The sequence below is a fragment of the Pseudomonas sp. NFPP25 genome (assembly GCF_900116505.1).
In the GTDB taxonomy this organism is placed as follows: Bacteria; Pseudomonadota; Gammaproteobacteria; order Pseudomonadales; family Pseudomonadaceae; genus Aquipseudomonas; species Aquipseudomonas protegens.
Map to the genome: position 1 here is coordinate 1,311,571 of NZ_FPBG01000001.1, position 24,778 is coordinate 1,336,348.

The following is a 24,778-nucleotide window of genomic DNA, read 5'->3' on the forward strand; positions in this document are numbered from 1 at the left end:
GTCGTCTAGTTCAGGCCCGAAGCCAGTTGCATGACCCGTTCCTGGGTCGCCTCGTTGCGGTCCAGGGTGCCCATCAGTTGCCCTTCGTGCATGACCATGACCCGGTCGCTCATGCCCAGCACCTCGGGCAGTTCCGAGGAAATCATGATCACCGCCATGCCCTCACCGGCCAGACTGGCGATCAGTCGGTAGATCTCAGCCTTGGCCCCCACGTCAATGCCCCGGGTCGGCTCGTCGAGAATCAGGATCCGCGGCTGGGTCATCAGCCAGCGCGCCAGCAGGGCCTTCTGCTGATTGCCCCCGGACAGGGTGTCGATGCATTGCTCCAGGGACGGGGTCTTGACCCGCAGCTTCCTGCACATGTCCTCGCACAAGGCGCGCAAGGCCTTCTGCTGGACAAAACCGCCGCCGGCGTAGTGCGGCAGTACCGCCACTTCCATGTTTTCCAGGACCGACAGGCAGGGGAACAAGCCACTGAGCTTGCGATCCTCGGTCAGCAGGGCAAGGCCCTTCTCGATCGCCCGGTGCGGGTCGCCGATGCGCAGGGGCTGGCCGTCGAGGACAATCTCGCCGCCATCGCTTGGGGTGATGCCGAACAGGGTTTCGGCGACATTGGTCCGCCCCGAGCCCATCAGCCCGGCAATGCCGAGGATCTCCCCGGCATGCAGATCGAACGACACGCCCTTGAACACCCCGTCCAGGCGCAAGTCGCGGACCTTGAGCAGCAGCTCGCCGATAGGCTTCTCGCGCAGGGGAAACAACTGGCTCAGCTCGCGCCCCACCATCATCGAGATCAGGCTGTCGCCGTCCAGGCTGTCGGCCCGTTGCAGGCCGATGTAGGCGCCATCGCGAAACACCGCCACCTCATCGGCGATGGCGAACACTTCGTTCATCTTGTGGGTGATATAGACGATGCCCTTACCCTGGGCCTTGAGGTCGGCAATGATCGAGAACAGGTGCGCCACCTCCTTGTCGGTGATGGCCGAGGTCGGTTCGTCCATGATCAGCACGTCGGAGTCGTAGGACACCGCCTTGGCGATCTCCACCATCTGGCGCTCGGCGATGCTCAGGTTGCCCACCTGCTCCTCGGGGTCCAGTTCGATGCGCAGGCGCGCCAGCAAGGCGGCGGTGCAGCGGTGCATTTCCCGATGGTCGATCAGGCCCAGGCGGTTCTGTTGCTCGCGGCCGATCCAGATGTTCTCGGCGATGCTCATGTGCGGCATCAGGTTGAGTTCCTGGTGGATCATGGCGATCCCCGCCTGCAGCGCCGCCAGCGGCGTGGCGAAGGTCACAGGCCGGCCCTTGAGGCGCAGTTCGCCGGAGTCGGGCTGATAGATGCCCGCGATGATCTTCATCAGGGTCGACTTGCCGGCACCGTTCTCGCCCATCAGCGCCAGGACCGTGCCGGGGCGTACCCGCAGTTGCACGTTGGCCAGGGCCACCACCCCGGGAAAGCCCTTGCTGACATTCAGCACTTCCAGCAGGTAGGGCTCCTGGGGCGCCACGGCCGGGCTCAGGGAGTGCAGGCTCGAAGCAGAAGCACAAGCGTTCATGATCAGCTACTCCAGCGGCCGGGCAGCCAGCGCCGCCCGGCCCGCGTGTGATTGAAGGGCCGGCGCCTACTTGAACTGGGCGACCGTTTCCGGCGTGATCAGGCGGTAGGGAATCCACACCGCGGCGTCCACCGGCTGCTTGTTGGCCATCTTCACCGCGGTTTCCACCGAGCCGTCGGCCTGGCCCTTGGCGTCCTGGAACACCGACACCGCCAGCTCGCCGCGCTGCACCGCGCGCAGCCCGTCGGGGGTGCCGTCGACCCCGGCGATCAGCACGCTGCCCTTGGCCACCCCGGCCTGGTTCAGGGCCATGGCCGCACCGATGGCCATCTCGTCGTTGTTGGCCACCACCGCATTGAACTCGCGGCCCTGGGTCAGCCAGTCGTTGACCAGGGTCATGCCCTTGTCCCGCAGCCAGACGCCAGTCTGTTCCTGGTCGACCTTGATCCCGGGGTACCGGGCCAGCACCTCCTTGACCCCCTTGGTGCGATTGGTGGTGGAGTTGTTCGCCAGGTCGCCGAGAAGGATCACGATGCTGCCCTTGCCGCCCATTTTCTCGGCCAGGTACTGCATCTGCATCTTGCCTGCCTCCAGGTCGTCGGAGGCCACGGTGACCACGCCCTTGGGCAGGTTCAGGTCGTCCGGGCGACGGTTGACGTAGACCAGGGGAATCCCGGCCTTGACCGCCGCCTCGGTGATCTTGCGAGTGGCGGCGGTATCCACCGGGTTGACCACGATGGCGTCGACCTTCTGGCTGATGAAGCTTTCCACCTGGCTCAGCTGCTTGACCACGTCACTGCGGGCGTCCTCGAACTGCAACTGCACGCCTTCGGGCATGGACCTGGCCTTCTGGTCCATGGACTCGCGCAGGTAGGTCAGCCAGGTGTCGTCGAACTGCGACATGCTCACGCCTATGCGCACCTGGGCCAGCGCCGCGCCACTGAACAGCATCAGCGACAGGGCAAGACACGCCACTCGGTTCTGAATGTTCATTAAGAGTCGTTCTCCACATGCTTGTTGGTGGGTGGCCGTGCTCAGGCCGGCGAATACAGAACCGGGGCCCCGGGCATGCAGCCCAGCAGCGCGCCCTGGTGTTCGACACACAGGCCGCTGAGCAGGGTCAATAAACGAGAGGACCAGGGAGTGACGGGCAGATCGCGGGAGGCGGCGCCCCGGGTACGGGACAGCCATTGCAGAGCAGAGCGGAAGGTTTTCATCGACGGCACCTGTTTGTTCTTGTTGGTGGGTTCTCCAGGGCTCAAGCGGGGCTTGAAGGCCATGGGAACCTTGTAGGGTCGGCTACCTGGAAACGACTTTATTGGAAAATAATTTCTATATCAACTCATTTTAGAATTTTACTGCAATTGCATTTCCAGCAGCCAGATCCCTCGCTTCCCGCAGGAGACGGCTTGCCGGCGAAGGGGCCCGCACGCCTTGCAGCGCCCTGGAAAACACCTTCGCTGGCAAGCTGGCGCCTACAGAAATCCCGGGGTTCAGGCGTAGAGCGCCGGGCGCTGGGGCAGGCTGATGGGGACGATCGCCCCGCTCTGCTGGGCCTCGATGCAGGCATCGGCCGCCACCGCCGCGGCCAGGCCGTCCCAGGCCGAGGGCCCACCCACCCGGCCAGCGCGCACGCCATCGACAAAGGCCTGCAGCTCGACGTCATAGGCGGCGATGAAGCGCTCCTTCCAGTCCATCAGGATCGCGCTGGACAGGCTGGCCGCGCTGCGCAGCTGGACCTGGGGCGGCTCCGGCAGGCGGGCGATGCCGCTCTCGCCCACCACTTCGCACTGGATGTCGTAGCCGTACTGGCAGTTGACGAAGATCTCCACGTCGATCCGCGTGCCCCGGGCGGTTTCCAGCAGCACGATCTGCGGGTCGCGCAGTTGGGCGTGGGCCTTGCCGGTCTTGCGCGGGAACAGCACCTGCACCGACACATAGTCGTCCGCCAGCAGCCAGCGCAGTACATCCAGCTCGTGGATCAGGGTGTCGGTGATGGCCATGTCGGTCTTGTAGTTCTCCCCCACCCGCGGGTTGCGGTGAGCGCAGTGCAGCATCAGCGGCTCACCGATGCGCCCACTGTCCACCACCGCCTTGAGCGCCTGGTAGCCGGCGTCGTAGGGGCGCATGAACCCCACCTGCACCAGGCGCCGGCCGTGGGCAATCTCGGCCTCGACGATGCGCCGGCAGCCGGCGGCGGTCACCGCCAGGGGCTTTTCGCAGAACACCGGCTTGCCGGCGGCGATGGCCGCCAGCACGAACTCTTCGTGGCTAGGGCCCCAGGACGTCACCAGCAGCGCCTGGACCTCCGGCGCCTGGATCAGGGCATGGCCGTCGGGGTAGACCTCGGCCTCAAGCGTGAGCCCGGCCAGCACCCGGGCCGCCTGCTGCGGGTCGATGTCGGTTACCGCCACCACCCGGCAGCCCTGCAGGGTCTGGCTGCAACGCCGAATGTGATCCTGACCTATGGCACCAGTGCCGATAACGCCTAGCTGCAAAGACATGGGTGTACTCCTGTGGTTGTTCGGTTGGGGAGTTTCAGTACTGGCGCGCCTTGGCCAACTGCTGATCGATGGCGGCGGCCGCGGCGGCCACCCTCTCACTGCCGCTGACCTCGGCCACCGCCACATGCCACCAGGACAGGTAGCCGTGGAGCATGGTCTTGGGCAGCACCTTGATATCGATCAGGGTCGAGACCCGCTGCAGCCGGGCGTCCGCCAGGGCGGCGTGGAGCTGCTCCAGGTTCCTCACCTTGTAGGTCTTGCAGCCGTAGGCCGCGGCGCTCATGGCGTAGTCCACCGGGATCAGGCCGCCGTCGAGCTGGTCGCTGTCTGGGTTGCGGTAGCGGAACTCGGTGGCGAAGCTGTCCAGGCCCTGGCCCAGCTGCAGGTTGTTGATGCAGCCGAAGGCCATGTTGTCCAGCAGCACCACGTTGATCTTGCGTTGCTCCTGGATCGAGGTCAGCAGCTCCGAATGCAGCATCAGGTAGGAGCCGTCGCCCACCAGGGCATAGACCTCGCGCTCGGGGGCGGCGAGCTTGACCCCCAGGGCCGCGGCAATTTCATAACCCATGCACGAATAGCCATATTCCACGTGGTAGGTGTTGAGCCCCTTGCTGCGCCAGCTGCGTTGCAGGTCCCCGGGCAAACTGCCGGCAGCGGCGACAATCACCGCATCGTCGGCCAGGGTCTGGTTGAGCACCCCCAGCACCTGGCTCTGGGTCAGGCAGGAGCCGGTCAGCTCGATGAACTCGCGCAGCACCGCCGGGTCCAGCGCGTCCTTGACCTCCGGCACAAAATCCTCGCCCTGATAGTGCACGCCGTGGACCCGCTCCAGCTCGGCATCCAGCTGCCCCCTGGCCTCGGCCACCCGAGTGCCCCAGCCGGCGCGGTAGGCGCTGCCGGCCAGGGCCTCGCCCAGTGCCTGCAAGCCGGCCCGGGCATCGGCCAGCAGTTGCACGCCATCGAGCTTCACGGCATCGCCGGGGTTGATATTGAGGTTGAGAAACTGCACCTGGGGGTGCTGGAACAGCCACTTGGACGAGGTGGTGAAATCGCTGTAGCGGGTACCGACGCCAATGATCAGGTCGGCCTCCCGGGCCAGCAGGTTGGCCGCCAGGCAGCCGGTTTCACCGATGCCGCCCACGTTCAATGGATGGCTGGACAGCAGCGCGCTCTTGCCGGCCTGAGTCTCGGCCACCGGGATCGCGAAGCGCTCGGCAAAGGCCTGCAGGGCCTGGTTGGCCGCGGCGTACTTGACCCCGCCACCGCAGATCAGCAACGGCTTGCGCTTGCCCCGCAGCAGCGCCACGGCGTCCGCCAGCATCGCTTCGGTGGGTGGCCGCCGGTCGATGCGATGCACCCGTCGGGCGAAGAAGCTCAGCGGGTAATCGTAGGCCTCGGCCTGCACATCCTGGGGCAGCGCCAGGGTCACCGCGCCGGTCTGGGCCGGGTCGGCCAGCACCCGCATCGCCTGCAGCGCCGCGCTCATCAACTGCTCCGGGCGGTTGATCCGGTCCCAGTATTTGCTCACCGCCTTGAAGGCATCGTTGGTGCTGATGCCCAGGTCATGGAACTGCTCGATCTGTTGCAGCACCGGGTCCGGCTGGCGGCTGGCGAACACGTCGCCGGGCAACAGCAGCAAGGGAATGCGGTTGGCCGTGGCGGTGGCCGCGGCGGTCAGCATATTGGCCGCGCCGGGGCCCACCGAAGCGGTGCAGGCATAGACCTTGCGCCGCAGGTGCTGCTTGGCAAACCCGATGGCGGCATGGGCCATGCCCTGCTCGTTGCGGCCCTGGTGCACCCGCAATTGGCCCGGGTCCTGCTGCAGCGCCTGGCCGATGCCCAGCACATTGCCGTGGCCGAAGATCGTAAAGACCCCGGCAATGAACCGGCTCTGCTGCCCGTCCACCTCGACGTACTGGTTATCGAGGAATTTCACCAGGGCCTGGGCCATGGTCAGTCGAATCGTGCTCATCTGTGTTCCTTCAATGGCCATACAGCACTCTCACTGTTCTCTGTGCGGAAGCCGGCTTGCCGGCGCCTACAAGGGGGGGCAGGCCAGGGCCTGGCGCAGGTGCTGGATACTGCGCTCCAGAGCCTGCTGCAGGTCCGGTCGATCGTGAGCACTCGCGGCAAAGGGCTCGAAGGACAGGTAGCCGCGGTAACCGCCCGCCAGCAACGCGGCGATCTGCGTCGTGTTGCCCAGCCGGTCCGCCGCGCCCACCAGAACCCGATGACCGTCCCGCAGCGCTGCCAGAGGCAGTGGCGGGCCCTCGACACCGGAGAGATGCACCAGCCCCGTGAGCTCGGCGAACAGCTGGGGTTCGCCGGCCAGTGTGTGGTGGAAGGTGTCGTGCACCAGGCTCAGCACATCCAGCGCGCCAACGGCGCGGATCGCGTCCACGGCGCTGCGCTTGTCACGCAGGGCGCACTCGGCAAACCCCAGGGGTTCGACAAAACCGCGCAGGCCATGCTGGCGAAGAACCTCCGCGATCCGGGTCAGGGCGGCCGCCAGCCCCTGGGCCCGCTGACCCGCGCTGCGCCGGTCGCCGGGGTCGTTCAGCGGGCACAACACCAGGCCCTCGGCACCGCAGGCGCGGGCATAACCGGCCAGGTGCAGCAACTGCTGGCGGCGCTGTTCATCCCACAGGTCGAAGGGGTACAGGGCATTGATCGACAGCAGCCGGATGCCACGCTGCTCACACAGCTCGCGGACCTGCTCGGGGGGCGTGCCATCCTCGATCTCCACACCCTTGAGGTCATTGCGCAGCTCCACTGCATCGATCTTCAAGGCCAGTGCCAGGTCAAGAAAATCCGCCAGAGGCAGGTGCGGTGCGACCATTCGGTTCAAGGCAAAACGCAAAGGCTGAGTCATCTTCCAGCTCCCCGAAAATCGGCAAAGGTGCGTCGTTCACAGATCCAGCAGCCAGCTGTGCCGGGGGTCGTTATGGAACTGCCAGACCCGCTTCGGCCCGGCCATCACGTTCAGGTAATAGGACTCGTAGCCATAGGGCACGCTGACCGGGTGGTACCCCCTGGGCACCACCACCAGGTCGTGGTGCTCCACCGCCATGGCCTCGTCCAGGCTGCGGTCGTCGGTGTAGACCCGCTGGAAGACGAAGCCCTGGGGCGGGTTGAGCTGGTGGTAATAGGTCTCTTCCAGAAAGCTCTGGTGCGGCAGGTCGTCGGTGTCGTGCTTGTGCGGCGGGTAGCTGGAGGAATGCCCGGACGGCGTGCGCACCTCCACCACCAGCAGGGAATGGGCCGGCTCGCTGTCGGGCAGGATGTCGCAGACGTAGCGAGTATTGGCGCCCTTGCCGCGCACGCTGCGCCTGCACTGTTCCGGGCGGATCAACCGAGGGCCGAGGTCGTTATCGACTGCCCCCGGGGCGGCACACACAGCGATCTGCACATCGCTCAAGGCCGTGACCCGGGCCCGGCTGCCCGGCGGCAGGTAGGCAGCAAAGGGGGATTTGTCCTCGAACACCGATTGCCGGTCACCCAGGTTGGACCACTGGAAGGCGCCCTGGGGCGCTTCGCCCTGCACATCGATACGGCCGCTGAGCAGCACCAGGCACAGCTCCTTGTCGCCGGCGCTGACCGGCAGGCTTTCCCCCAGGCCCAGGCGGTAGGCACTGAACCCCACGTATTCCAGGGCGCCCTCTTGCAGCTGGACCATGGTCCGGCCCTTTGCAGCGCTTTTAACCAGCAGGCTCATTGGGCAGCCCTCCTGCGTTGCAGGCCAGCGTCCAGCAGGGCCCGCAGGGTGTCGTAACCTTTTTTCGCGTAGACGTAGCTCGGCGCCACCGCCGGGTCCTGCTCGGCCTCCACCACCAGCCAGCCCTGGTAGCCTGCGTCCAGCAGCACATCGAGCAAGGCGGCGAAGTCAATGTCGCCATCGCCGGGCACGGTGAAGGTGCCGTTGATGATGCAGTCCGGGAAGCTCCACAGGTTGTTGCGCGCCAGTTGCACCACCGGCTTGCGCACGTCCTTGAAGTGCACATGGCACACCCGCCCGATATGCCGGCGCAGCACCTCCAGGGGTTCGCCGCCGCCCATGTAGCAATGGCCCGAATCGAACAGCAGGCCGACTTCCTCGCCGGTCAGGCGCATCAGCGTGTCGATGTCCGCCGGGGACTCGACGTAGGCGCCCATGTGGTGGTGATAGGCCAGGCGCACGCCCTGGGACAGGGTGAAACGCGCCAGCTCCGTGAGTTTGTCGGCGTAGTCCTGCCAGGCCTGCTCGCTGTGGAACCGTGGGCGCTCGATCAGGCGCACCGGCAAGCCCTGGATCGAGTCGGCCACTTCGCCGTAGACCAGCACCGAGGCGCCGTTGCGCTTGAGCAGTTCGACGTGGCTGGCAATGGCGTCGATTTCCTCGGCCACCGAACGCCGGGCCAGGCGGCTGGAGTACCAGCCCGAGACCAGCGCCAGGTCATAAGGGCGCAACACATCGCCCACGCCCTTGGCGTCCTTGGGGAACTTGCCGTTGAGTTCGAAGCCTTGGTAACCGATCTCGCGCCCTTCGCTGAGGGCGGTGCTCAAGGGCGTTTCACCGCCCAGGGCCGGCAGGTCGTCGTTGCTCCAGGAGATCGGGTTGATGCCAATTCGGATCGCGGGCATGGCTGCACCTTTTGTTGTTATTCATGAAAGCGTGGAGAACGGCCTTGCACTGGTAGGAACTGGCTTGCCAGCGAAGGCACCGGCGAGCCTGGCACCAGGCTCAAGACCCTCTTCGCCGGCAAGCCGGCTCCTACACAGGGCGGGCGCTGCGCCAGGCGTTGATCAGTTGCTCGAAGGTGCCCTGCACTTGCCGGATCAGGATGTCGTCGTCGATCTCCCCCGCCAGCCACGCTCGGCTGGGCTCCTGGAAAATCGTGCGGCCCACGGCAAACCCCCGGCAGGTGCGGCTGTCGGCCGCTTGCCGGAAGCCCTCGGCGAGGGCTTCGGCCGAGGCATTCAGGCCCAGCAGCACCACGCCACGGCAATAGGGGTCGCGCTCCTGGATCAGCTCATCGAGCTTTTTCCATTCCTCGGCCGACTGCGCTTCGATCTTCCACCACGCGGGGTAGATGCCCAGGTTGTACAGGCGCTTGAGGCTGCGGTAGAGCACCTCGGGATGAGCGCCGGGCAGGTCCCTGGGCGGGATGATTTCCAGCAGCAGTTCATGCCCGCTGACCTGGGACGCCTGGTACAGGCCCCGGATCTGTGCTTCCTGCTCCAGGCGCAGCAGGGGTTCGTCGTCCGGGTGAAATTGCACCAGGCACTTGATGATCTGCTCCTGGGGCCAGGCGATCAGGTTGCTGCCCACCGAACGCCCGTGCTCGAACGCCAGGGGCCGCGAGCCCTGCACTTCCACCGGCCGCGCCACCCACCAGCCGCGCCCGGTGGCGGCGTTCAGCGCCTCCTGGCCGAAGCGCTGGTCGGCCAGCAGGCCGACATCGGCCTCGATGCCCCGGCGCCGCAGGTCGGCTTCGACCCGCTGCACCGCTTCTATGAAGAGTTGCTTGAGCTGACCGATGGCCTTGAGCTCGCGCCCACCTTGCTGCGCCAGTTCCACCAGTTGCCCACGGTGGTCGAAGGCAAAGACGAACAGGGGCTTCCAGGCCTTGCGCGGCACACTGACCTGATGCAGGCGTTGCAGCACCGGGTCCTGGTCGGGACGGGTGATGGGCACCGGGCTGCTGAACAGATAGTCCAGTTCGGCCCGGGTCGGCATCGCCGGGGCGCAGGCGTGGCGCGACACCACCAGGCCGCCGCAGGCGTTGGCCAACTGGCAGCAGCGCTCATCACTGGCCTCTTCCAGCCAGCCACTGAGGAAGCCGGACATGAAAGCATCGCCGGCGCCCAGCACGTTGAGCACCTCCACCCGCACACCGGGGTAGATCGCCCCGTCTTTCAGGCGCTCCGGAATCTCGCCGTGGATCACCGTGCACCCTTGCGGACCAAGCTTGACCACCAGGGTCGCGGCACTCAGTGAACGTACGGTGCGCAGGGCCGTCAGCAGATCGTCGCTGCCGCCGGCAATCAGGAATTCCTCTTCGGTGCCGACGATCAGGTCGAAGCGCGGCAGGATGCCCTGCACATGCTGGCTGACCTGCGGGTCGGCCACGAACCGGGTCTCGCCGTCAGCCTTGCCCGCCAGGCCCCAGAGCACCGGCCGGTAGTCGATGTCCAGGACCTGCTTGACCCCGTGCTTTTGCGCATAGTCCAGGGCCTGCAGGCTGGCCCGGTAGACGCCGTCGGTGGAGAAATGGGTGCCGGTGATCAGCAGGGCCTTGCTGGAGGCAATGAAGGCTTCGTCGATGTCGGCGGCGCACAGCGCCATGTCCGCGCAGTTCTCGCGGTAGAACACCAGGGGGAAGGTTTCACGGTCCTTGAGGCCCAGCAGGACCAGGGCGGTGAGGCGCTGCGGATCGACCTTGACGGCACTGACGTCGCAGCCTTCGCGCACCAGCGACTCCAGCAGGAAGCGCCCCATGTGGTCGTCACCGACCCGGCTCAGCATCGCCGACTTGAGGCCCAGCCGCGCAGTGCCAAAGGCAATGTTCGCCGACGAGCCGCCGAGGTATTTGGCAAAGCTTGCGACGTCCTCCAGCCGGGCCCCCACTTGCTGCGCGTAGAGGTCGACGCCCAGGCGTCCGAGGCAGATCAGATCCAATTGACGCCCACTGGCAAAACGAGTCTGGCCCATGCTGGCTCCTGTTATTTTTATCAGCCGCTGCCTGCCGTCGCGCACTGCCCCGGCAGGCCTACTTGGTGGATGCAGACTAGAACGTCTCTCGGCGCCAATCAATATTTATTCTATAAATTTTTTACGTGGAATATTTTTTCCATTAAACTTTTCTGCAAAGCCCAAGGCTGTGCCGTGCATCGTTTCAGCAAGGCGCCCGGGGCCCGGCCACTCAAGATTTTCCCGGCGCCGACCCTGTAGACTGCCCGCAGCCCATTTATTGTCAGGGGGCGACGCCCGCGGTCGCTCCCATCAGTACCCTCAGAAGGATCCGTTATGTCCCGCACCGATCAGCCGGCCCTGTCCGATCGCACGCCCGAGAGCGACCTTGCCAGCCCTCCGGCCAATGCCGAGCGGCTGCTGCAGTTGATCACCGAGGAGTACGAGAGCCTGCCGCGCCAGCTCAAGCGCATCGCCAGCTACATGAGCCAGCAGAGCGACCGGATCATGGTCGACCGGATCAGCGATATCGCCCGCGAGTGCGAGGTGCACCCTTCGGCCATCGTGCGTTTTTCCCAGCGTTTCGGCTTCAGCGGCTTCAGTGAAATGCAGGCGCTGTTCCGCCAGGCCTACACCCACAAGGCCACGCCGGTGCAGAACTACCAGCAGCGCATCCGCAGCCTGATCGCCAACAAGTCGCAGAAGGCCAGCGACGGCGACCTGGCGCGCGACTGCATCAGCGCCACCCTGTCGGGGATCGAGCGCCTGGGCCTGGAGCTGGACGACGCGGCCTTCGAGCAGGCCGTGGACCTGGTGGTCAACACCGACAATATCTATGTGGTGGGGGTGCGCCGCTCCTTCGCCGTGGCCGACTACCTGGTGTACAACCTGCAGCACACCAACAAGCGCATCCACCTGGTGTCGGGGCTGGGGGGCAGCTACCGCGAGCAGATGCGCAGTATCCGCCCCAACGACCTAGTGATCGCCATCAGCTTCACCCCCTACGCCAAGGAAACCCAGCACTGCCTGCGCATTGCCCAGCACAACCAGGCCAAGACCCTGATCATCACCGACAGCACCCTGTCGCCCCTGGCCAAGCGCGCCAACAGCGTGCTGCTGGTCAACGAGGGCAGCTCCTTCGCCTTCCGCTCACTGAGCGCCACCCTGTGCCTGTGCCAGGCGCTGTTCATTGCCGTGGCCTACCGCCTGGAACTGAAGATGGACGAGATTCACGAACAGGGCGGCTTCGACGACTAGCCCTTCGGCTGGCGCGGCGCTATTCGTAGATCTTGCCGCAGTACAGGAACACCGCGAAGCGCTGCCAGGGCGAAGCCTCCACCAGCCCCTGGGTGGCACCGATGCCGGTGGCCTCGGCCCAGGCGTGGGCGCCGTCGAGAAAATCCTCGATGCAGTGGTTCTGCCAACTGTCGGCCTCGCCGGCCTGGACCATGCGCTGCGCCTGGCGGCGGTCGGCAATCAGCGCCTGGACGAAGTCGAGGAAGCTCTGCTCGTCATGTACCTGCTGCAAGCGTTGTTCAAGGTCCATTGGGGCTCTCCGGGGTCAGGACGTTGCCTGGAGCGCCAGGCCCTTGCGCAGCAGTTCCTTGCGCAGGATCGGCCGGCCCGGGCAATGCACGCCGTCCAGGGTGCTGCACTCTAGCAGCCGTTCCAGCTTGCGGGCACTGCCCGGGCTGCCGGTCAGCAGGTAGCTCGTGCCTTCGCCGAGGCTGATCAGGTTCAGCAGCCAGTCATCGCCCCACTGCCCCAGCACCTGCTCGATCAGGCTGCGCTGGCGCACCAGCAGGCCCTGGCCATGCCACAGGGTCAGTTGGGCGAAACGCCGCGGCAGGTTGCTGGACGCTTCGAACACTTTCAGGTCCTTGAGCAGGGCCTCGGGCAATTGCGCTTCGATCTGCTGCTGGCACTGCTTGAAATAGTCTTCGGGCCAGTCGGGGCCCAGGCCGGCCAGCGCGGCCAGGTCGGCGTAGGCCTGGCGGTCCGCCGCGGTGCACCCCTGGTCGGTGAAGTTCAGGGTGTTGTCGAGAATGCCCGCCGCCAGCAGTTGCGCGCTGTCGCGGCTGATCCTGGGCAGCAACCCGGAGTCGCGCCAGCGCTGGTAGACCTGGGTACAGGCGGCACCGATCTGGCGGATATCCGCGTGCTGGCCCAGGCGCTCGTTCCAGAAGGCCTCGAAACCCGGGTGATGGTCGATGACCTCCACCACCCGGTACAGGTCCACCAGCGGGTCCAGGTGCAGGTGGTTGGAAATGTCCACCAGCACGAACTGCTCGGTCCCTTGCGGAACATGGGCGTCCAGCCCCTTGAGACGCTGGCGGAAAGTGCCCGGGATGCTCTCGTTGAGCGGCGCGCTGCTCAGGGCCCGGGCCGGGCGGCCGCTGAGGTTGAGCCATTCGGCATAGGCAATGCAGCCGGCGTAGGCGTCGATATCCAGATAAGCCGCGCCGGCGGTGACAATGATCATGACGTCCCTGTAATCCACAAAGGCCGGAGGCCGGGGCGCCGAGGGTGCCTGAGCCACATGACAGCCAGATGACAGTCAGCGGCCCTCTACAGGCCCTGCCTCGTCCACCAGCAGCGCCGCCAGCCGCGAGCCGCTGAAGCGGATCTGCGCCAGGCTCAGGGCCGCGTAGCCGACGATCACCGCCGCCGGCCGGCGCACCTGCTGGCAGTGCTCGGCCAGGCCCTGCAACAGCAGGCCCTGCTGGGCCGCGCGCTGGCGCAAGCGCGCCTCATCGCTGCCCGGCGGCAACGTCAGCAGCAGATGCAGCCCGGCCTGCTGGCCGCTGATGCTGTAGCAGCCCGGTGCTTCACTGGCGAGGATCGCCAGCAGCAGGTCGCGGCGTTCCTGATAGGCCTGGCGCGCCGCCCGGAGATTGCGCAGGAAGGCGCCGCTGGCGATGTAGTCGGCCAGGGCCAGTTGCTCGATCACCCCCACCGAGCGCCCGGTGTCCTGCAAGGTGGCCAGCAACCGCGGGCGCAGGCGCTCGGGCAGCAGCATGAACCCCACCCGCAGGCCGGCGAACAGGGTCTTGTTGAAGCTGCCGCAGTAGATGACGCGGTCGTCCCGGTCCAGGGACTTGAGGGCCGCCAGGGGCGCGCTCTGGTAGTTGAATTCGCTGTCGTAGTCGTCCTCCACCACCCAGGCCTCGCTGTGCCGGGCCCACTCCAGCAGGGCCAGGCGCCGGGACACCGGCATGGTCATGCCCAGGGGCGCCTGATGGGCCGGGGTGACATAGACCATGCGGGCATCCTGATGGTGTTGCAGCTGCTGTACATCGATCCCGTCCTCCTCCACCGGAATCGGCACCAGCCGAGCTCCGGCCAGGGCGAACAGGCTCCGGGCCGACAGGTAGCCGGGGTCTTCGAGGCACACCTTGTCGCCCGCTTGCAGCAGGCTGCGGGCCAGCAGGTCGAGGCCATGGCGGATGCCGGTGGTGATCATCACCTGCTGCGGCTCGCAGGCGATGCCCCGGTGCTGCCCCAGGTACTGGGCGATCTGCTGGCGCAGGGCCGGCAGGCCGCCGGGGTCGGCGTCCCACAGCGACTGCGCCGCAGCATTGCCCAGGGCCCGGGTCAGGGAGCGGGTCCAGCGTTGCAGGGGAAACAGCGCCGGGTCGGCCAGCCGGGCGACAAACGGCTGGCCGGCCCGCACGCTGAGCGGCGGGTACGGTGGTTCGCTCTCGCTGACGATGGGTGCCGCCGCCCGTGCCGGGGCGCTCAGGTACAGGTCCGGCACCACCGCGCAGACCCGGGTCCCGGAACCGCTGGCCCGGCTCACATAACCTTCGCTGCGCAAGCGGTCGAAGACCACTTCCAGGGTGCCCCGGGACAGGCCCCAGCGCTGGGCCAGGGTGCGGGTCGAGGGCAAGCGGCAGCCGGCCGGCAGGCGTTTTTCCAGGATCGCCTGGCGCAGGGCACTGTAGGCGCTGTCCTGTTTGCCCGGGGCTTCATCGCAGTGCTGGGGCAGCGGCAGGTCGAGGGGCACGGGGTGTTTTCCACGGCTCATAGTGGTCCAGTCAAAAGCGGCCTAAATGGTGCTCGGCATTAAACCACAAACCCCTTAATTTCAGCGCCATCGCCCTCTGCCCCGAGCCTGCCATGCCGCCCGCCAGCCCCATCACCACCCGCTCCATCGCTGTTGAACGCCCCCTCGCCCCCTGGCTCTGGACCCTGTTGCTGCTGGTGGTGGTCTGCCTGCCGCGGATCAGCATCGACCTGTACCTGCCGGCGCTGCCGGCCATGGCCGACCAACTGGGGGCCAGCGACGCCCAGCTGCAACTGACCCTGAGCCTGTACATGCTCGGCTATGCCCTGTCGATGCTGCTGGGTGGCCCGCTGTGCGACCGCTATGGCCGGCGCCCGGTACTGCTGGCGGGCACAGCGCTGTTTCTCGCGGCCAGCCTGGCCTGCATGCTGGCCGCCAGTGTCGAAGTACTGATGGCCGCCCGCCTGCTGCAGGCCCTGGGCGGTTGCTGCGGCACCCTGGTGGGCCGGGTCATGGTCCGCGACCGCTGCCCGCCCGAGGAGCAGCCGCGGCTACTGGGGCTGTTGTCCATGGGCATTGCCCTGTCGCCGATGCTGGCACCGCCCCTGGGCAGCCTGATCGACCAGTTGCTGGGCTGGCGTGGCCTGTTCCTGTGCCTGAGCCTGGTGGCCGCGGCGGCCTGGCTGCTGATGTTCAAGCGGCTGGCCGAAACCCGCCCGCCGCAGCTCGCGCCAGTGGCCGTGAAAAGCCTGCCGCGCCTGTACCTGCGCCTGCTGGGCGAGGCCTACTTCATGCGCTATTCCCTGGCCATCGGCTGCCTGTACTGCACCTACTTCCCGTTCATTGTGCAATCGCCGGCGCTGTTGCAGCGCCAGCTGGGGCTGTCGCCCACGGCCTACGCCCTGGTGTTCGCCGCCACCGTGGCCGGCTACCTGATGGGGTCGCGACTGTTCCAGCGCCTGGGGGTACGCCACAGTGCCGACCGCCTGATCACCGCGGCCTGCCTGTTGAACCTGGCCGGCGCCGGCCTGTTGCTGCTCACCCGCAGCCTGTGGCCCGACAGCCTGTGGGCCATCGTGCTGCCGATGCTGGCGCTGATGCTCTCGGTGGGCCTGGCGATTCCCGCCTGCCAGCTGGCGATCCTGCAGCCCTATGCGGCGGTTGCGGGCACCGCCTCGGGGCTGTTCTTCTTTATCCAGATGGCCATGACCGCCGGCTGCGGGCTGCTGGCCAGCCTGCTAGCGGACAGCCCGGCGGGCTCGCTGCAGGCCCTGACCGGCCTGTTCAGCCTGGCCCTGGGGCTGGCCTGGTGGTGCCTGCGGCCACGGCGGCGGTAGGCGCCGGCTCGGAACGCCTTCCTGCACCCCTGTAGCCGCTGCTGAGCCTGCGAAGCTGCGAAAGGCCGGGCCGCGTTCGGTACGCAGGGCCTTGCGTGGCGGCCTCCTGCCGAACCTCTGGCGCCTTCAAGATCCCCGCGTCTCCTTCGGAGCCGTTCGCAGCCTGCGGCAGCGGCTACAGGTTTGCACTGTGCAAGGCCGCTTCAATACCGCTAAATTGGCCGCGCCTTTCCCATCCGTTGTGCCGTTCAAGACAAGGAAATACGTGATGAAGCTTATTGGAATGCTCGATTCACCCTACGTGCGCCGCGTCGCCATCAGCCTCAAGAGCCTGGGCCTGCCCTTCGAGCATCACTCGCTTTCGGTGTTCAGCACCTTCGAGCAGTTCAAGGCGATCAACCCCGTGGTCAAGGCCCCGACCCTGGTCTGCGAGGGCGGTGAAGTGCTGATGGATTCGAGCCTGATCATCGACTACCTGGAAACCCTGGCCGGCCCGCAACGCAGCCTGATGCCCACCGCCCTGCCCCAGCGCCTGCGTGAGCTGCGGCTGGTCGGCCTGGCCCTGGCGGCCTGCGAGAAGTCGGTACAGATCGTTTACGAGCGCAACCTGCGTCCTGCGGAGAAACAGCACGGCCCCTGGCTGGAGCGGGTTGGCGGCCAGTTGCAAGCCGCCTATGGCGAGCTGGAGCAGGAGTTGCAGAAACAGCCCCTGCCCCGGGATGGCTCCCTGGGCCAGGCCGGCATCAGCCTGGCGGTGGCCTGGAGTTTCAGCCAGATGATGGTGGCGGACCAGTTCAACCCCGGGCAATTCCCGGCAGTACGCGGCTTTGCCGAGTACGCCGAACAATTGCCGGTGTTCCTCGCCACCCCCGCCACCTGAGCCACACCCTCCCCGTAGGAGCCGGCTTGCCGGCGAAGAGGCCCGCAAGCCTTGCAGCGCCCTCGAAAACGCCTTCGCTGGCAAGCCAGCTCCTACAGCAACCCCATATCCCCGTAGGAGCCGGCTTGCCGGCAAAGAGGCCCGCAAGCCTTGCAGCGCCTTCGAAAACGCCTTCGCTGGCAAGCCAGCTCCTACAGCAACCCCATATCCCCGTAGGAGCCGGCTGCCGGCGAAAACGCCTTCGCTGGCAAGCCAGCGCCTACAGAGCGGTCAGGCCGGTTCGGGCTGTTTCTTCACGGGGGTAGTGGCGAAGCGCCGGGCCAGGAAGGGGGTGATGTCCAGCGGCAGGGCTTCGTCGTTCACCAGTTTGTCCAGCAACACGCCGGTGATGGCCGAGGTCAGGATGCCGGTGCGGAAGTGCCCGCAGGCATTGAGGTAGCCTTCGACCCCATCCATCGGCCCGAGGATCGGCAGCTCATCCGGCGAACCCGGGCGCAACCCCGCCCAGCAGCGCTTGAGGTTGACATGGGCCAGCTCCGGTACGCAGCGCACTGCGCCCTGCACCAGGCCGTTGATCTCCGGATAGGTGGTGGTGACGTCGAAGCCCTTGTCCTCGGTGGTACTGCCGATCAGGATCTCGCCGTTGTCCTTCTGCGCCATGTAGCAGTCGCTGGTGGTCAGGCAGCCGTTGAGCAGCTTGGGCATGCGCTCGGTGAGAAGGATCTGGCCCTTCACCGGCTTCACCGGAATCTCGATGCCCGTGGCCTGCAGGCTCAGCTCGGCGGCCCAGGCGCCGGCAGCGTTGATCAGGGTCGTGCAGCGGAACAATCCGGCAACGTCGGTCTTCACCCCGCTGACCCGATTGCCCTGGTGCAGGACCCCGGTGACGTTGGTGTTGAAGTACACATCCACGCCGTTCTGGCGTGCGCCTTCGGTGTAGGCGTCGGTGAGGCGGAACGGGTTGACCTGGTGGTCGCAGAGGAACTCCAGGGCGCCCTGGGCTTCATGGCTGACATTGGGTTCCGCGGCGCGCAGGGCCGCCTGGTCGAGCCAGCGCACCTGGTCGCTCAGGTGCGGGATGCAGCCGACGATGTGCTCGGCGTACAGGCGGTCTTCCTCGTCATAGATGACGAACTTGAGCCCGGTCTGCTCGAACTTGAAATCCATGTTGTGCAGGCCCATCAGCTCGCGGTGCAGGCGCGGGTACAACTCGTTGGACTGCAGGGCGAAGTCGAAGAACGACTGCGGCAGGATGTGCGGAGTGCTGGAATCCACCACCACCGCCGAACCCTGGGCCTCGCGCTTGCGGTTGGCCGACATCATGCGAAAGAAGATCACCCCGCAGCCCAGCCCCACCGACTCGCCGATGGCCCACAGGCCGCCGGCCGAAGCGCGGCTGGCGTTGCCCGGGCGCTTGGCGTCGATCAGCGCCACCTTCAGGTCCTTGCGCTTGGACAACTGGTAGGCGCAGGAAGCGCCGATCACGCCGCCACCGGCAATGACCACGTCGTAATGCTTAATCATGCTGGGAGACCTCCTGGTCAGACGGCGGGAACGCGGAAAACGGAATCGGGTCCAGGGGGAAGCGCGGGCGGATCCAGCCCACGTCCTTGCGCCCGGTGGCCTGGCGCAGGCGGTCGCTGCAATAGCCCACGCACATCCGCCCCTGGCAGTCGCCCATGCTCACCCGGGTGCGCATTTTCAAGCTGGCCATGTCCTGCACGCCCTGGCTCAGGGCACGCTCGATGTCGTTGCGAGTGGTGTGTTCGCAACGGCAGATCACGGTGTCGCCCTTGGGCAGCTCTACCTGCCCGGCGCCACGCGCGGTATAGCGGTCCACCGCACCACGAAAACGCAGGATCGAGGCCAGCTTGCGCTCGTAACCCTGGCGCCGTTGCAGGGCCGCTTCGTTGCTCAGTACGCCACGCTGCATGAGGATCGACAGCGCGGCGATACGCCCGCTGAGCATGGCCGCCTCGCCGCCGCGGATGCCGCCCATGTCGCCGGCCAGGTGCACGTGGGGCTCGCTGCTCTGCTGCCAGGCGTTGGCGCTGGCGCGCAGGTAGCCGTCGTCGCTGAAGTTGTGTTCCAGGCCCATCTGCTGGCTCAACTGGGTGCGCGGGATGAAGCCGTAGCCCACCGCCAGGGTCTGGGCAGCAATGCGCTGGGCCTTGGCCATGTCCGGCTGCCAGTCGCTGGAGTACGGCGCCACGGTGACCACGCTCAGGGCGTCCTGGCCCTGGGCTTCGACCACGCCCCAGCCATAGCGCAGGGCAATGCCGTGCAGCTTGAGGTAGGCGAGCATGCTCAGGCCGTCGAGAAACAGTTGCGGCTTGTTGAGCATGGCCAGGCTCTGCTTGGCGATCTTGCCCAGGGCACAAGCCTCGTAGACCCCCGCCACGCGCACGCCGGAAGCATGCAGCTGGCACGCCACCAGGGGCAGCAAGGGGCCGGTACCGGCGATCACCACCGGGCTCTGGGGCTTGACCACCCCGCTCTTGATCTGCAATTGCAGGCCACCCAGCAGCTTGACCCCGGGCAGGGTCCAGCCGGGGAACGGCACACTGCGCTCATGGCAGCCGGCGGCCAGTATCAACTGCTCGTAGCTGACCTGCTGCACCTGCTCTTCGCCATCGAGCAGCACCAGGCTCTGGGTGCCCTCGGCGCCCACTACCCGGCTGTTGAGGCGCACGTCGATCATCTGTTCGTGGTCGGCGAAATCGCCGTGCAGCTTGGCCAGCATTTCGCAGTAGCGCGGCCCCAGGTAATCCAGCTGCACGCCGTCGCGCAACGGCCCGCGGTAGACCACGCCCCCCAGGCGCGAGGCCTCTTCGATCAGGGTGCTGCGCACACCGTGCTCGGCCAGTTCGATGGCGGCCGCCATGCCCGCCGGCCCACCGCCGACGATCACCGGGTTCAGGCTCATAACGTGGGCTCCGTTTCAGTGATGCGGTTGCTCAGGGTCTGCACCTGCATCCCCGGCTTGACCAGGGTCTGGCAGGCGCGGCGCTTGTGCCGGCCGTCGATCTGCACCAGGCAGCAATGGCATACGCCCATGCCGCAGTAGGCGCCGACCAGTTGCCCGTGATCGTTACGCGCCACCTGGCGCAGGCCGGTGGCCTGGATCACGCTGAGGACGGTTTCACCCAGGGCGGCAGTGACTGGCTGGCCATTGAGGCTGATGGTCATGTCCGCATGCTGCAGCGGCTGAATATCGAAGTTGCGGTCTATCTGACGCATTGTGGGTTCATCCGTGAAAAATGAATGGGGTTGCCGGCGTCCCGCCGTCCATGCTGCTGCGGTCGGGACCGGGCAACGTCCCGGTCCCAAGCTGTTTGTCAGAACCGAGCGCGGGCCAATCTAGTCGGTTTGTCGGACACGGATATTGATCTGGGCCAAGCAAACGGCTGCCTCGCACCCGACGGTGGCCAGCCCTTGCAAAACTGCGATAGCGCGCACAAAAACGCCGCTGGCGGCAATGGCCGGCAGCGGCGTTCGGGAAGGCCCGGGCCCGTTCGGGCCGGGCTTTATAGCTTGAATCAGTGCATGAACAGGGCGATCAGGATAATCACCGGGATCGGCACACCGAGGAACCACAAGAGTAATGAGCGCATGGGAAATCTCCTGGATCAGTGAACGGGGGTGGGGGCTACGGTGCGCGGCTGGACATCGCTTTCAAGCCAGACCACGGCGTCCCGACGACGACCGCCAAAGGTCGCCGCGAGGCTGGCGAAGAAGGCCCCGCACAGCAGCGCGATAAACATCCACAGCGACGACCAGGCAGCCACCTTGGCTGCGGTGTCGGCAGCTTCCTTGGCGGCCTGCTTGGCTTCTTCCACGGCCTGGCGGGTCTTGGCGAAGACTTCATCGACCCGACGCTCGGCATCGGCCTGGCTGAGGTTGGTACGCTGGGCCACCAATTGCGCCAGGTAGCTGCGGTCCTCAGGGGCCAACTGGCCGTCGTTGCTCAGGGTGCGCACGAAGATCCGCGATACCGTGCCACGGGCCGCGTCATCGCTGACCGCCGCCGGGCGATCGTCGCGGAACAGGCTGTCGACGAAGTAGCCGTAGTCATCCTGGGAACCCTGGGCGGCAGCATGGCCGGCCACCTGGGTCATGGCACCGGCGGCGCCGGAAGCCACCTGGGCGCCGGCATGCACGCCGCCGCTGATGACGCTGCTGACCGACCCCACCACCAAAGTCGCGGTGACCAGGGTGGCCACGGCCCAGGCCAGGAAGCCATGGGCGGTGTCGCGGAAATACACTTCATCGCCATGCAGGTTGGCCCACTTCACCCGCAGGCGCCCGGCGATGTAACCGCCCAGGCCGGCAGCGATGATCTGCGTCACGGCCAGCCAGACAATGCTGGAAATGCCCAGGCCCTTGGCGCTGATGCCGCTGCCGGCCCAGGGCGAAACCGCGGAAAAGCCCAGGCCGAAGCCCAGCAACAGGAGGATCAGCGAAAGAGCGGCGGCCGCCGCGGCGCCAGCAAAGATCGCCGCCCAGGACACGCCCGAGTGATGACTCGAGGCATCTGCGGTGGCCAGCAGGTGTTCAGAGGGTCTGTTCATTGTTGTTCAGCTCCAGGCATGAAAAATGGTGTTACACGTCTCGAAGGGACAAGTGCAGCCACCGTGCCAGTTGCACGAACTTTATAAGCGCTTTTATTTCAATGACTTGCGATAAGCAGACAATCCCGGATCGTGCAATTTACCGGCCCGGGAGTTTTCGGGCGGGCGTTCTGCACGGCCCGCCCGGTGCTCAGGCCTGCCGGCTCCGGTAGAGCTCCCGGCCGCGGGTCCAGCACAGGTGCACCACCAGTACCAGGATCCACAGGGCCAGCAGCAGGTTGCCCACCAGGGCCAATTGCCCGATACCCTGCCCCCACAAGGTAAAGAGCGGCAATGCCAGCCAGGCCGAACGACGAAAATCCAGCAGCCGCATGATTCCCGGCACGGCCACCGCCATCAGGGCGATGACCAGGACGTCCAGGCCGCGATACGCCAGCATCCAGCGCGCATAGCGAGGGTCGGCAGCATAGGCTTCCAGGTAACCCGGCAGGCGCAGCGCCAGATCCACGGCGAGGCTCAACAGCAGGCTGGCCACCAGCAGCCACAGCAGGCCTTTGAAACGTGATGCGTAGTTCATTGCACAACACCTTGATACACAGAAGGTCAATCGGGTTTTCAATGCCGCTTGTAGCTCTTGTTGCCACTGGGGGTCAGGCAGTACACCCCGCCCCGGGGCCCGGTGCAGAAACTGCCGCTGCCACAGCTGCATCCCTGGGCGTCGCGCAGCAGGGGCTCGGCCCGGGGGGTAGTGGAGCGCTGGCCGGACATCAGGGCGCAGTTCTTTTTCGACGCGCTGATGGAGCCGTCGTTGCACAGGAACAGCTCGCCGTCGCAACGGGCGATGCCGCCCTTGCGCCCGGAACAGGGCTGGTTGGCCGCCAGCACCGCGCTGCTGCACAGCACCATCAGGCAGAAAAAGGACAATGGCTTCCAGCCAACCCGGGGCAGGCCCGTCATGGATGTGCCTCCTGGCCATAAAAGTGGCGCGATAATATCAGGCAGCGCGGCCTCTGGCAGGGGCTTGTTCAAGGTCTGGACAGAGTCCTGGAGGCGCAGATGAAAGTTTTTTTAGAATTGCGGCCGCCGTTTCTTGGCAAAATGCCCGCCTGTGTCACGAACCGCCAAACAGGTAACGCCTATGACCCGCATTCTGACCATCGAAGACGACGCCGTGACCGCCCGGGAAATCGTCGCCGAACTGAGCAGCCACGGCCTCGACGTGGATTGGGTGGACAATGGCCGTGAGGGCCTGGTGCGCGCCGTGAGCGGCGACTACGACCTGATCACCCTGGACCGCATGCTGCCGGAACTGGACGGCCTGGCCATCGTCACCACCCTGCGCACCATCGGTGTGTCGACACCGATCCTGATGATCAGCGCCCTCTCCGACGTCGATGAACGGGTGCGCGGCCTGCGGGCCGGGGGCGACGACTACCTGACCAAGCCCTTCGCCTCCGACGAGATGGCGGCCCGGGTCGAAGTGCTGCTGCGGCGCAAGAACACGGTCAAGGATTTCGACACCAGCCTGCGGGTGGCGGACCTGGAACTGAACCTGATCAGCCGCGAGGCAACCCGCGCCGACCAGTTGCTGAGCCTGCTGCCCACCGAATACAAGCTGCTGGAATTCCTCATGCGCAACACCGGGCAGATCCTCTCGCGGATGATGATCTTCGAGGAGGTCTGGGGCTATCACTTCGACCCCGGGACCAATTTGATCGACGTGCACATCGGCCGCCTGCGCAAGAAGATCGACCCGCCCGGCATGACCCCGTTGATCCGCACCGTGCGAGGCTCGGGTTATGTCATTGCTGAACCCCTCTAAAGGCTGGCGTTCCTCCAGCAGCCGCCTGCTGGCGCTCTACAGCACGCTGTTCGTGGCCTGGAGCTGCATCCTCATGGGGGTGCTGTACTACGAGGTCTCCACCTACCTGGACAGCCTGGCCAAGCACTCGCTGATGCAGCGCCAGCACCTGTTCGCGCGCTTCGAGGGCGACCAGCTGGTGGAAGCCCTGACCACCAGCATGACTTTCGACATGCGGGCCATCGACGCCTACGGCCTGTTCGATGAGCAGCGCCGGCCCCTGAGCGGGCCGATCCGGCAGATACCCGACGACCTGCCCCTGGACGGCAAGATCCACGAACTGAAGAACTGCATCGACTCCGACGACCCGAGCCTGCCCCGCGACAGCTGCGACGCCGTGGCCACCCACACCCGGGATGGCCGCTGGCTGGTGCTGGTGCGCGACAACGGCTCGCTGTTCGCGGTGACCCGGATCATTCTCCACGCCCTGCTCTGGGGCATTTCCCTGACCATCATTCCCGGCGCCGCCGGCTGGCACCTGCTGCGCCGCCGGCCCTTGCGGCGCATCCGCCAGATCCAGGCCAGCGCCGAAGCCATAGTCGCCGGCGACCTGACCCGGCGCCTGCCACTGTCGGACCGGCGCGACGAGTTGGACATGCTGGCGGCCATCGTCAACGCCATGCTCGAACGCATCGAACGGCTGATGCATGAGGTCAAGGGCGTGTGCGACAACATCGCCCACGACCTGCGCACCCCGCTGACCCGCCTGCGGGCCCAGCTCTATCGCCTGCAGCAACAGGCCGAGGAAGGCTCGCCCCAGGCCCTGCAGATGGACCAGTTGCTGGCCGAGGCCGACACCCTGATGGCACGCTTTCGCGGGTTGCTGCGGATTTCCGAACTGGAGGACCAGCAGCGGCGCTCGGGCTTCCTGGTGCTCGACCCCCTGCCCCTGCTGCACGAGCTCTATGACTTCTACCTGCCCCTGGCCGAGGAAGGCCAGTTGACCCTGGTGCTGGATGTACCGGCGAGCCTGCCCAGCCTCACCGGTGACCGCGCCCTGTTGTTCGAGGCCCTGGCCAACCTGCTGAGCAACTCCATCAAGTTCACCCCACCGGGGGGCGAAGTGATCCTGCGGGGGATCGACGACGACGGCAGCCCGCGCCTGGAAGTGCTCGACTCAGGCCCCGGAATACCCGCAGCGGAACGGGCGGCGGTGTTCCGGCGCTTTTACCGGGTGGATGAAAACAATGCCCAGGGCGGGTTTGGCCTTGGCCTGTCGATCGTCGCGGCGATTGTCAGCCTGCACGGTTTCAAGCTTGAGGTGGGCAGCAGCGAACGCGGCGGCGCGCGCCTGAGCCTGGACTGCCGGCCGAGCCTGATTGCCGACAATTGAGCCCGGCCTCCACGCCCCTGTGATCCGGTGCCTGTGACCCTGTGATCCTGTAGCCGCTGCTGA

23 protein-coding genes are annotated in these 24,778 nt (G+C 66.4%); 5 read left to right on the forward strand and 18 right to left on the reverse strand.

The features are described from left to right. Positions 1-5 precede the first annotated feature (5 nt). From BM382_RS05545 to iolC, 9 genes are all read right to left on the reverse strand, one after another. Positions 6-1,553 (reverse strand): sugar ABC transporter ATP-binding protein, encoded by a 1,548-nt coding sequence (locus tag BM382_RS05545; protein ID WP_011060890.1) that lies wholly within the window; start codon positions 1,551-1,553, stop codon positions 6-8. A gap of 66 nt (positions 1,554-1,619) precedes the next feature. Then, positions 1,620-2,546 (reverse strand): sugar ABC transporter substrate-binding protein, encoded by a 927-nt coding sequence (locus tag BM382_RS05550; protein WP_011060889.1) that lies wholly within the window; start codon positions 2,544-2,546, stop codon positions 1,620-1,622. Positions 2,547-2,587: 41 nt separating this feature from the next. Next, positions 2,588-2,833: a hypothetical protein gene (locus BM382_RS05555; protein ID WP_011060888.1), complete on the reverse strand. Its 246-nt coding sequence runs from the start codon at positions 2,831-2,833 to the stop codon at positions 2,588-2,590. Between the two features lie 213 nt (positions 2,834-3,046). Continuing rightward, complete coding sequence (locus tag BM382_RS05560) at positions 3,047-4,057, reverse strand: bifunctional inositol 2-dehydrogenase/D-chiro-inositol 1-dehydrogenase (RefSeq protein WP_072442195.1); 1,011 nt, start codon at positions 4,055-4,057, stop codon at positions 3,047-3,049. Between the two features lie 34 nt (positions 4,058-4,091). Beyond that, positions 4,092-6,029 (reverse strand): 3D-(3,5/4)-trihydroxycyclohexane-1,2-dione acylhydrolase (decyclizing), encoded by a 1,938-nt coding sequence (gene iolD / locus BM382_RS05565; RefSeq protein ID WP_072442197.1) that lies wholly within the window; start codon positions 6,027-6,029, stop codon positions 4,092-4,094. Positions 6,030-6,095: 66 nt separating this feature from the next. Continuing rightward, positions 6,096-6,929: a TIM barrel protein gene (locus BM382_RS05570; protein ID WP_072442199.1), complete on the reverse strand. Its 834-nt coding sequence runs from the start codon at positions 6,927-6,929 to the stop codon at positions 6,096-6,098. A 36-nt stretch (positions 6,930-6,965) separates the two neighbouring features. After that, positions 6,966-7,772 carry a 5-deoxy-glucuronate isomerase gene (iolB, locus tag BM382_RS05575; RefSeq protein WP_011060884.1) on the reverse strand — a complete coding sequence of 269 codons (807 nt, stop codon included), beginning with the start codon at positions 7,770-7,772 and terminating at the stop codon, positions 6,966-6,968. After that, the gene (iolE, locus tag BM382_RS05580) at positions 7,769-8,677 is read right to left on the reverse strand and encodes a myo-inosose-2 dehydratase (RefSeq protein WP_072442201.1); all 909 of its coding nucleotides are present in this window, start codon (positions 8,675-8,677) and stop codon (positions 7,769-7,771) included. Before iolE ends, iolB begins: the two co-directional genes overlap by 4 nt. Before the next feature lie 130 nt (positions 8,678-8,807). Next, entirely contained in the window at positions 8,808-10,748 is a 1,941-nt protein-coding gene (gene iolC / locus BM382_RS05585; protein WP_072442203.1) for a bifunctional 5-dehydro-2-deoxygluconokinase/5-dehydro-2-deoxyphosphogluconate aldolase, read from the reverse strand. A gap of 315 nt (positions 10,749-11,063) precedes the next feature. On the opposite strand from iolC, the gene BM382_RS05590 reads away from it, so the two are divergent. After that, entirely contained in the window at positions 11,064-11,984 is a 921-nt protein-coding gene (locus tag BM382_RS05590; protein ID WP_011060881.1) for a MurR/RpiR family transcriptional regulator, read from the forward strand. A 19-nt stretch (positions 11,985-12,003) separates the two neighbouring features. Here BM382_RS05590 and BM382_RS05595 read toward each other — a convergent pair whose 3' ends face one another. From BM382_RS05595 to BM382_RS05605, 3 genes are all read right to left on the reverse strand, one after another. After that, positions 12,004-12,273 (reverse strand): DUF7660 family protein, encoded by a 270-nt coding sequence (locus BM382_RS05595; RefSeq protein ID WP_072442205.1) that lies wholly within the window; start codon positions 12,271-12,273, stop codon positions 12,004-12,006. 15 nt (positions 12,274-12,288) lie between these two features. Beyond that, the gene (locus BM382_RS05600) at positions 12,289-13,209 is read right to left on the reverse strand and encodes a DHH family phosphoesterase (protein ID WP_072442207.1); all 921 of its coding nucleotides are present in this window, start codon (positions 13,207-13,209) and stop codon (positions 12,289-12,291) included. 75 nt (positions 13,210-13,284) lie between these two features. Next, the gene (locus BM382_RS05605) at positions 13,285-14,754 is read right to left on the reverse strand and encodes a MocR-like pyridoxine biosynthesis transcription factor PdxR (RefSeq protein WP_072442209.1); all 1,470 of its coding nucleotides are present in this window, start codon (positions 14,752-14,754) and stop codon (positions 13,285-13,287) included. 92 nt (positions 14,755-14,846) lie between these two features. Here BM382_RS05605 and BM382_RS05615 point away from each other — a divergent pair, with 92 nt between their 5' ends. Further along, positions 14,847-16,070 (forward strand): multidrug effflux MFS transporter, encoded by a 1,224-nt coding sequence (locus BM382_RS05615; RefSeq protein ID WP_019094283.1) that lies wholly within the window; start codon positions 14,847-14,849, stop codon positions 16,068-16,070. Positions 16,071-16,338: 268 nt separating this feature from the next. Continuing rightward, positions 16,339-16,950, forward strand: a complete 612-nt coding sequence (locus BM382_RS05620; protein ID WP_011060876.1) for a glutathione S-transferase — start codon at positions 16,339-16,341, stop codon at positions 16,948-16,950. 270 nt (positions 16,951-17,220) lie between these two features. Here the strand turns inward: BM382_RS05620 and hcnC are convergent, their stop codons facing one another. The 6 genes from hcnC to BM382_RS05650 form a co-directional block, all read right to left on the reverse strand. After that, positions 17,221-18,474, reverse strand: coding sequence for a cyanide-forming glycine dehydrogenase subunit HcnC (hcnC, locus tag BM382_RS05625; RefSeq protein WP_072442211.1), 1,254 nt, complete (start codon positions 18,472-18,474; stop codon positions 17,221-17,223). Beyond that, complete coding sequence (hcnB, locus tag BM382_RS05630; protein ID WP_011060874.1) at positions 18,467-19,876, reverse strand: cyanide-forming glycine dehydrogenase subunit HcnB; 1,410 nt, start codon at positions 19,874-19,876, stop codon at positions 18,467-18,469. Before hcnB ends, hcnC begins: the two co-directional genes overlap by 8 nt. Continuing rightward, on the reverse strand, positions 19,873-20,190 hold the full coding sequence (hcnA, locus tag BM382_RS05635) for a cyanide-forming glycine dehydrogenase subunit HcnA (RefSeq protein ID WP_011060873.1): 318 nt from the start codon (positions 20,188-20,190) through the stop codon (positions 19,873-19,875). The genes hcnB and hcnA overlap by 4 nt, the downstream gene beginning before the upstream one ends. A gap of 389 nt (positions 20,191-20,579) precedes the next feature. Beyond that, complete coding sequence (locus BM382_RS05640; protein ID WP_011060872.1) at positions 20,580-21,521, reverse strand: membrane protein; 942 nt, start codon at positions 21,519-21,521, stop codon at positions 20,580-20,582. A 190-nt stretch (positions 21,522-21,711) separates the two neighbouring features. Next, the gene (locus BM382_RS05645; RefSeq protein WP_072442213.1) at positions 21,712-22,098 is read right to left on the reverse strand and encodes a hypothetical protein; all 387 of its coding nucleotides are present in this window, start codon (positions 22,096-22,098) and stop codon (positions 21,712-21,714) included. A 38-nt stretch (positions 22,099-22,136) separates the two neighbouring features. After that, positions 22,137-22,478 carry a YdcA family protein gene (locus tag BM382_RS05650; protein WP_011060870.1) on the reverse strand — a complete coding sequence of 114 codons (342 nt, stop codon included), beginning with the start codon at positions 22,476-22,478 and terminating at the stop codon, positions 22,137-22,139. A 181-nt stretch (positions 22,479-22,659) separates the two neighbouring features. Here BM382_RS05650 and BM382_RS05655 point away from each other — a divergent pair, with 181 nt between their 5' ends. Further along, on the forward strand, positions 22,660-23,343 hold the full coding sequence (locus tag BM382_RS05655) for a response regulator transcription factor (protein ID WP_011060869.1): 684 nt from the start codon (positions 22,660-22,662) through the stop codon (positions 23,341-23,343). Next, a complete protein-coding gene (locus tag BM382_RS05660; RefSeq protein WP_011060868.1) occupies positions 23,321-24,715 on the forward strand; it encodes a sensor histidine kinase in 1,395 nt (464 codons plus the stop codon). Before BM382_RS05655 ends, BM382_RS05660 begins: the two co-directional genes overlap by 23 nt. Positions 24,716-24,778: the final 63 nt, after the last annotated feature.

Excerpts from the sequence above, each read along its gene's own strand:
- BM382_RS05590 (WP_011060881.1), top strand. The coding sequence starts at position 11,064 with ATGTCCCGCACCGATCAGCCGGCCCTGTCCGATCGCACGCCCGAGAGC.
- BM382_RS05605 (WP_072442209.1), bottom strand. The coding sequence starts at position 14,754 with ATGAGCCGTGGAAAACACCCCGTGCCCCTCGACCTGCCGCTGCCCCAG.
- BM382_RS05650 (WP_011060870.1), bottom strand. The coding sequence starts at position 22,478 with ATGACGGGCCTGCCCCGGGTTGGCTGGAAGCCATTGTCCTTTTTCTGC.
- BM382_RS05550 (WP_011060889.1), bottom strand. The coding sequence starts at position 2,546 with ATGAACATTCAGAACCGAGTGGCGTGTCTTGCCCTGTCGCTGATGCTG.
- BM382_RS05645 (WP_072442213.1), bottom strand. The coding sequence starts at position 22,098 with ATGAACTACGCATCACGTTTCAAAGGCCTGCTGTGGCTGCTGGTGGCC.
- iolD (WP_072442197.1), bottom strand. The coding sequence starts at position 6,029 with ATGAGCACGATTCGACTGACCATGGCCCAGGCCCTGGTGAAATTCCTC.
- iolB (WP_011060884.1), bottom strand. The coding sequence starts at position 7,772 with ATGAGCCTGCTGGTTAAAAGCGCTGCAAAGGGCCGGACCATGGTCCAG.
- BM382_RS05560 (WP_072442195.1), bottom strand. The coding sequence starts at position 4,057 with ATGTCTTTGCAGCTAGGCGTTATCGGCACTGGTGCCATAGGTCAGGAT.
- hcnA (WP_011060873.1), bottom strand. The coding sequence starts at position 20,190 with ATGCGTCAGATAGACCGCAACTTCGATATTCAGCCGCTGCAGCATGCG.
- iolE (WP_072442201.1), bottom strand. The coding sequence starts at position 8,677 with ATGCCCGCGATCCGAATTGGCATCAACCCGATCTCCTGGAGCAACGAC.
- BM382_RS05615 (WP_019094283.1), top strand. The coding sequence starts at position 14,847 with ATGCCGCCCGCCAGCCCCATCACCACCCGCTCCATCGCTGTTGAACGC.
- hcnC (WP_072442211.1), bottom strand. The coding sequence starts at position 18,474 with ATGATTAAGCATTACGACGTGGTCATTGCCGGTGGCGGCGTGATCGGC.
- BM382_RS05545 (WP_011060890.1), bottom strand. The coding sequence starts at position 1,553 with ATGAACGCTTGTGCTTCTGCTTCGAGCCTGCACTCCCTGAGCCCGGCC.
- BM382_RS05555 (WP_011060888.1), bottom strand. The coding sequence starts at position 2,833 with ATGGCCTTCAAGCCCCGCTTGAGCCCTGGAGAACCCACCAACAAGAAC.
- iolC (WP_072442203.1), bottom strand. The coding sequence starts at position 10,748 with ATGGGCCAGACTCGTTTTGCCAGTGGGCGTCAATTGGATCTGATCTGC.
- hcnB (WP_011060874.1), bottom strand. The coding sequence starts at position 19,876 with ATGAGCCTGAACCCGGTGATCGTCGGCGGTGGGCCGGCGGGCATGGCG.
- BM382_RS05640 (WP_011060872.1), bottom strand. The coding sequence starts at position 21,521 with ATGAACAGACCCTCTGAACACCTGCTGGCCACCGCAGATGCCTCGAGT.
- BM382_RS05600 (WP_072442207.1), bottom strand. The coding sequence starts at position 13,209 with ATGATCATTGTCACCGCCGGCGCGGCTTATCTGGATATCGACGCCTAC.
- BM382_RS05595 (WP_072442205.1), bottom strand. The coding sequence starts at position 12,273 with ATGGACCTTGAACAACGCTTGCAGCAGGTACATGACGAGCAGAGCTTC.
- BM382_RS05655 (WP_011060869.1), top strand. The coding sequence starts at position 22,660 with ATGACCCGCATTCTGACCATCGAAGACGACGCCGTGACCGCCCGGGAA.
- BM382_RS05660 (WP_011060868.1), top strand. The coding sequence starts at position 23,321 with ATGTCATTGCTGAACCCCTCTAAAGGCTGGCGTTCCTCCAGCAGCCGC.
- BM382_RS05570 (WP_072442199.1), bottom strand. The coding sequence starts at position 6,929 with ATGACTCAGCCTTTGCGTTTTGCCTTGAACCGAATGGTCGCACCGCAC.
- BM382_RS05620 (WP_011060876.1), top strand. The coding sequence starts at position 16,339 with ATGAAGCTTATTGGAATGCTCGATTCACCCTACGTGCGCCGCGTCGCC.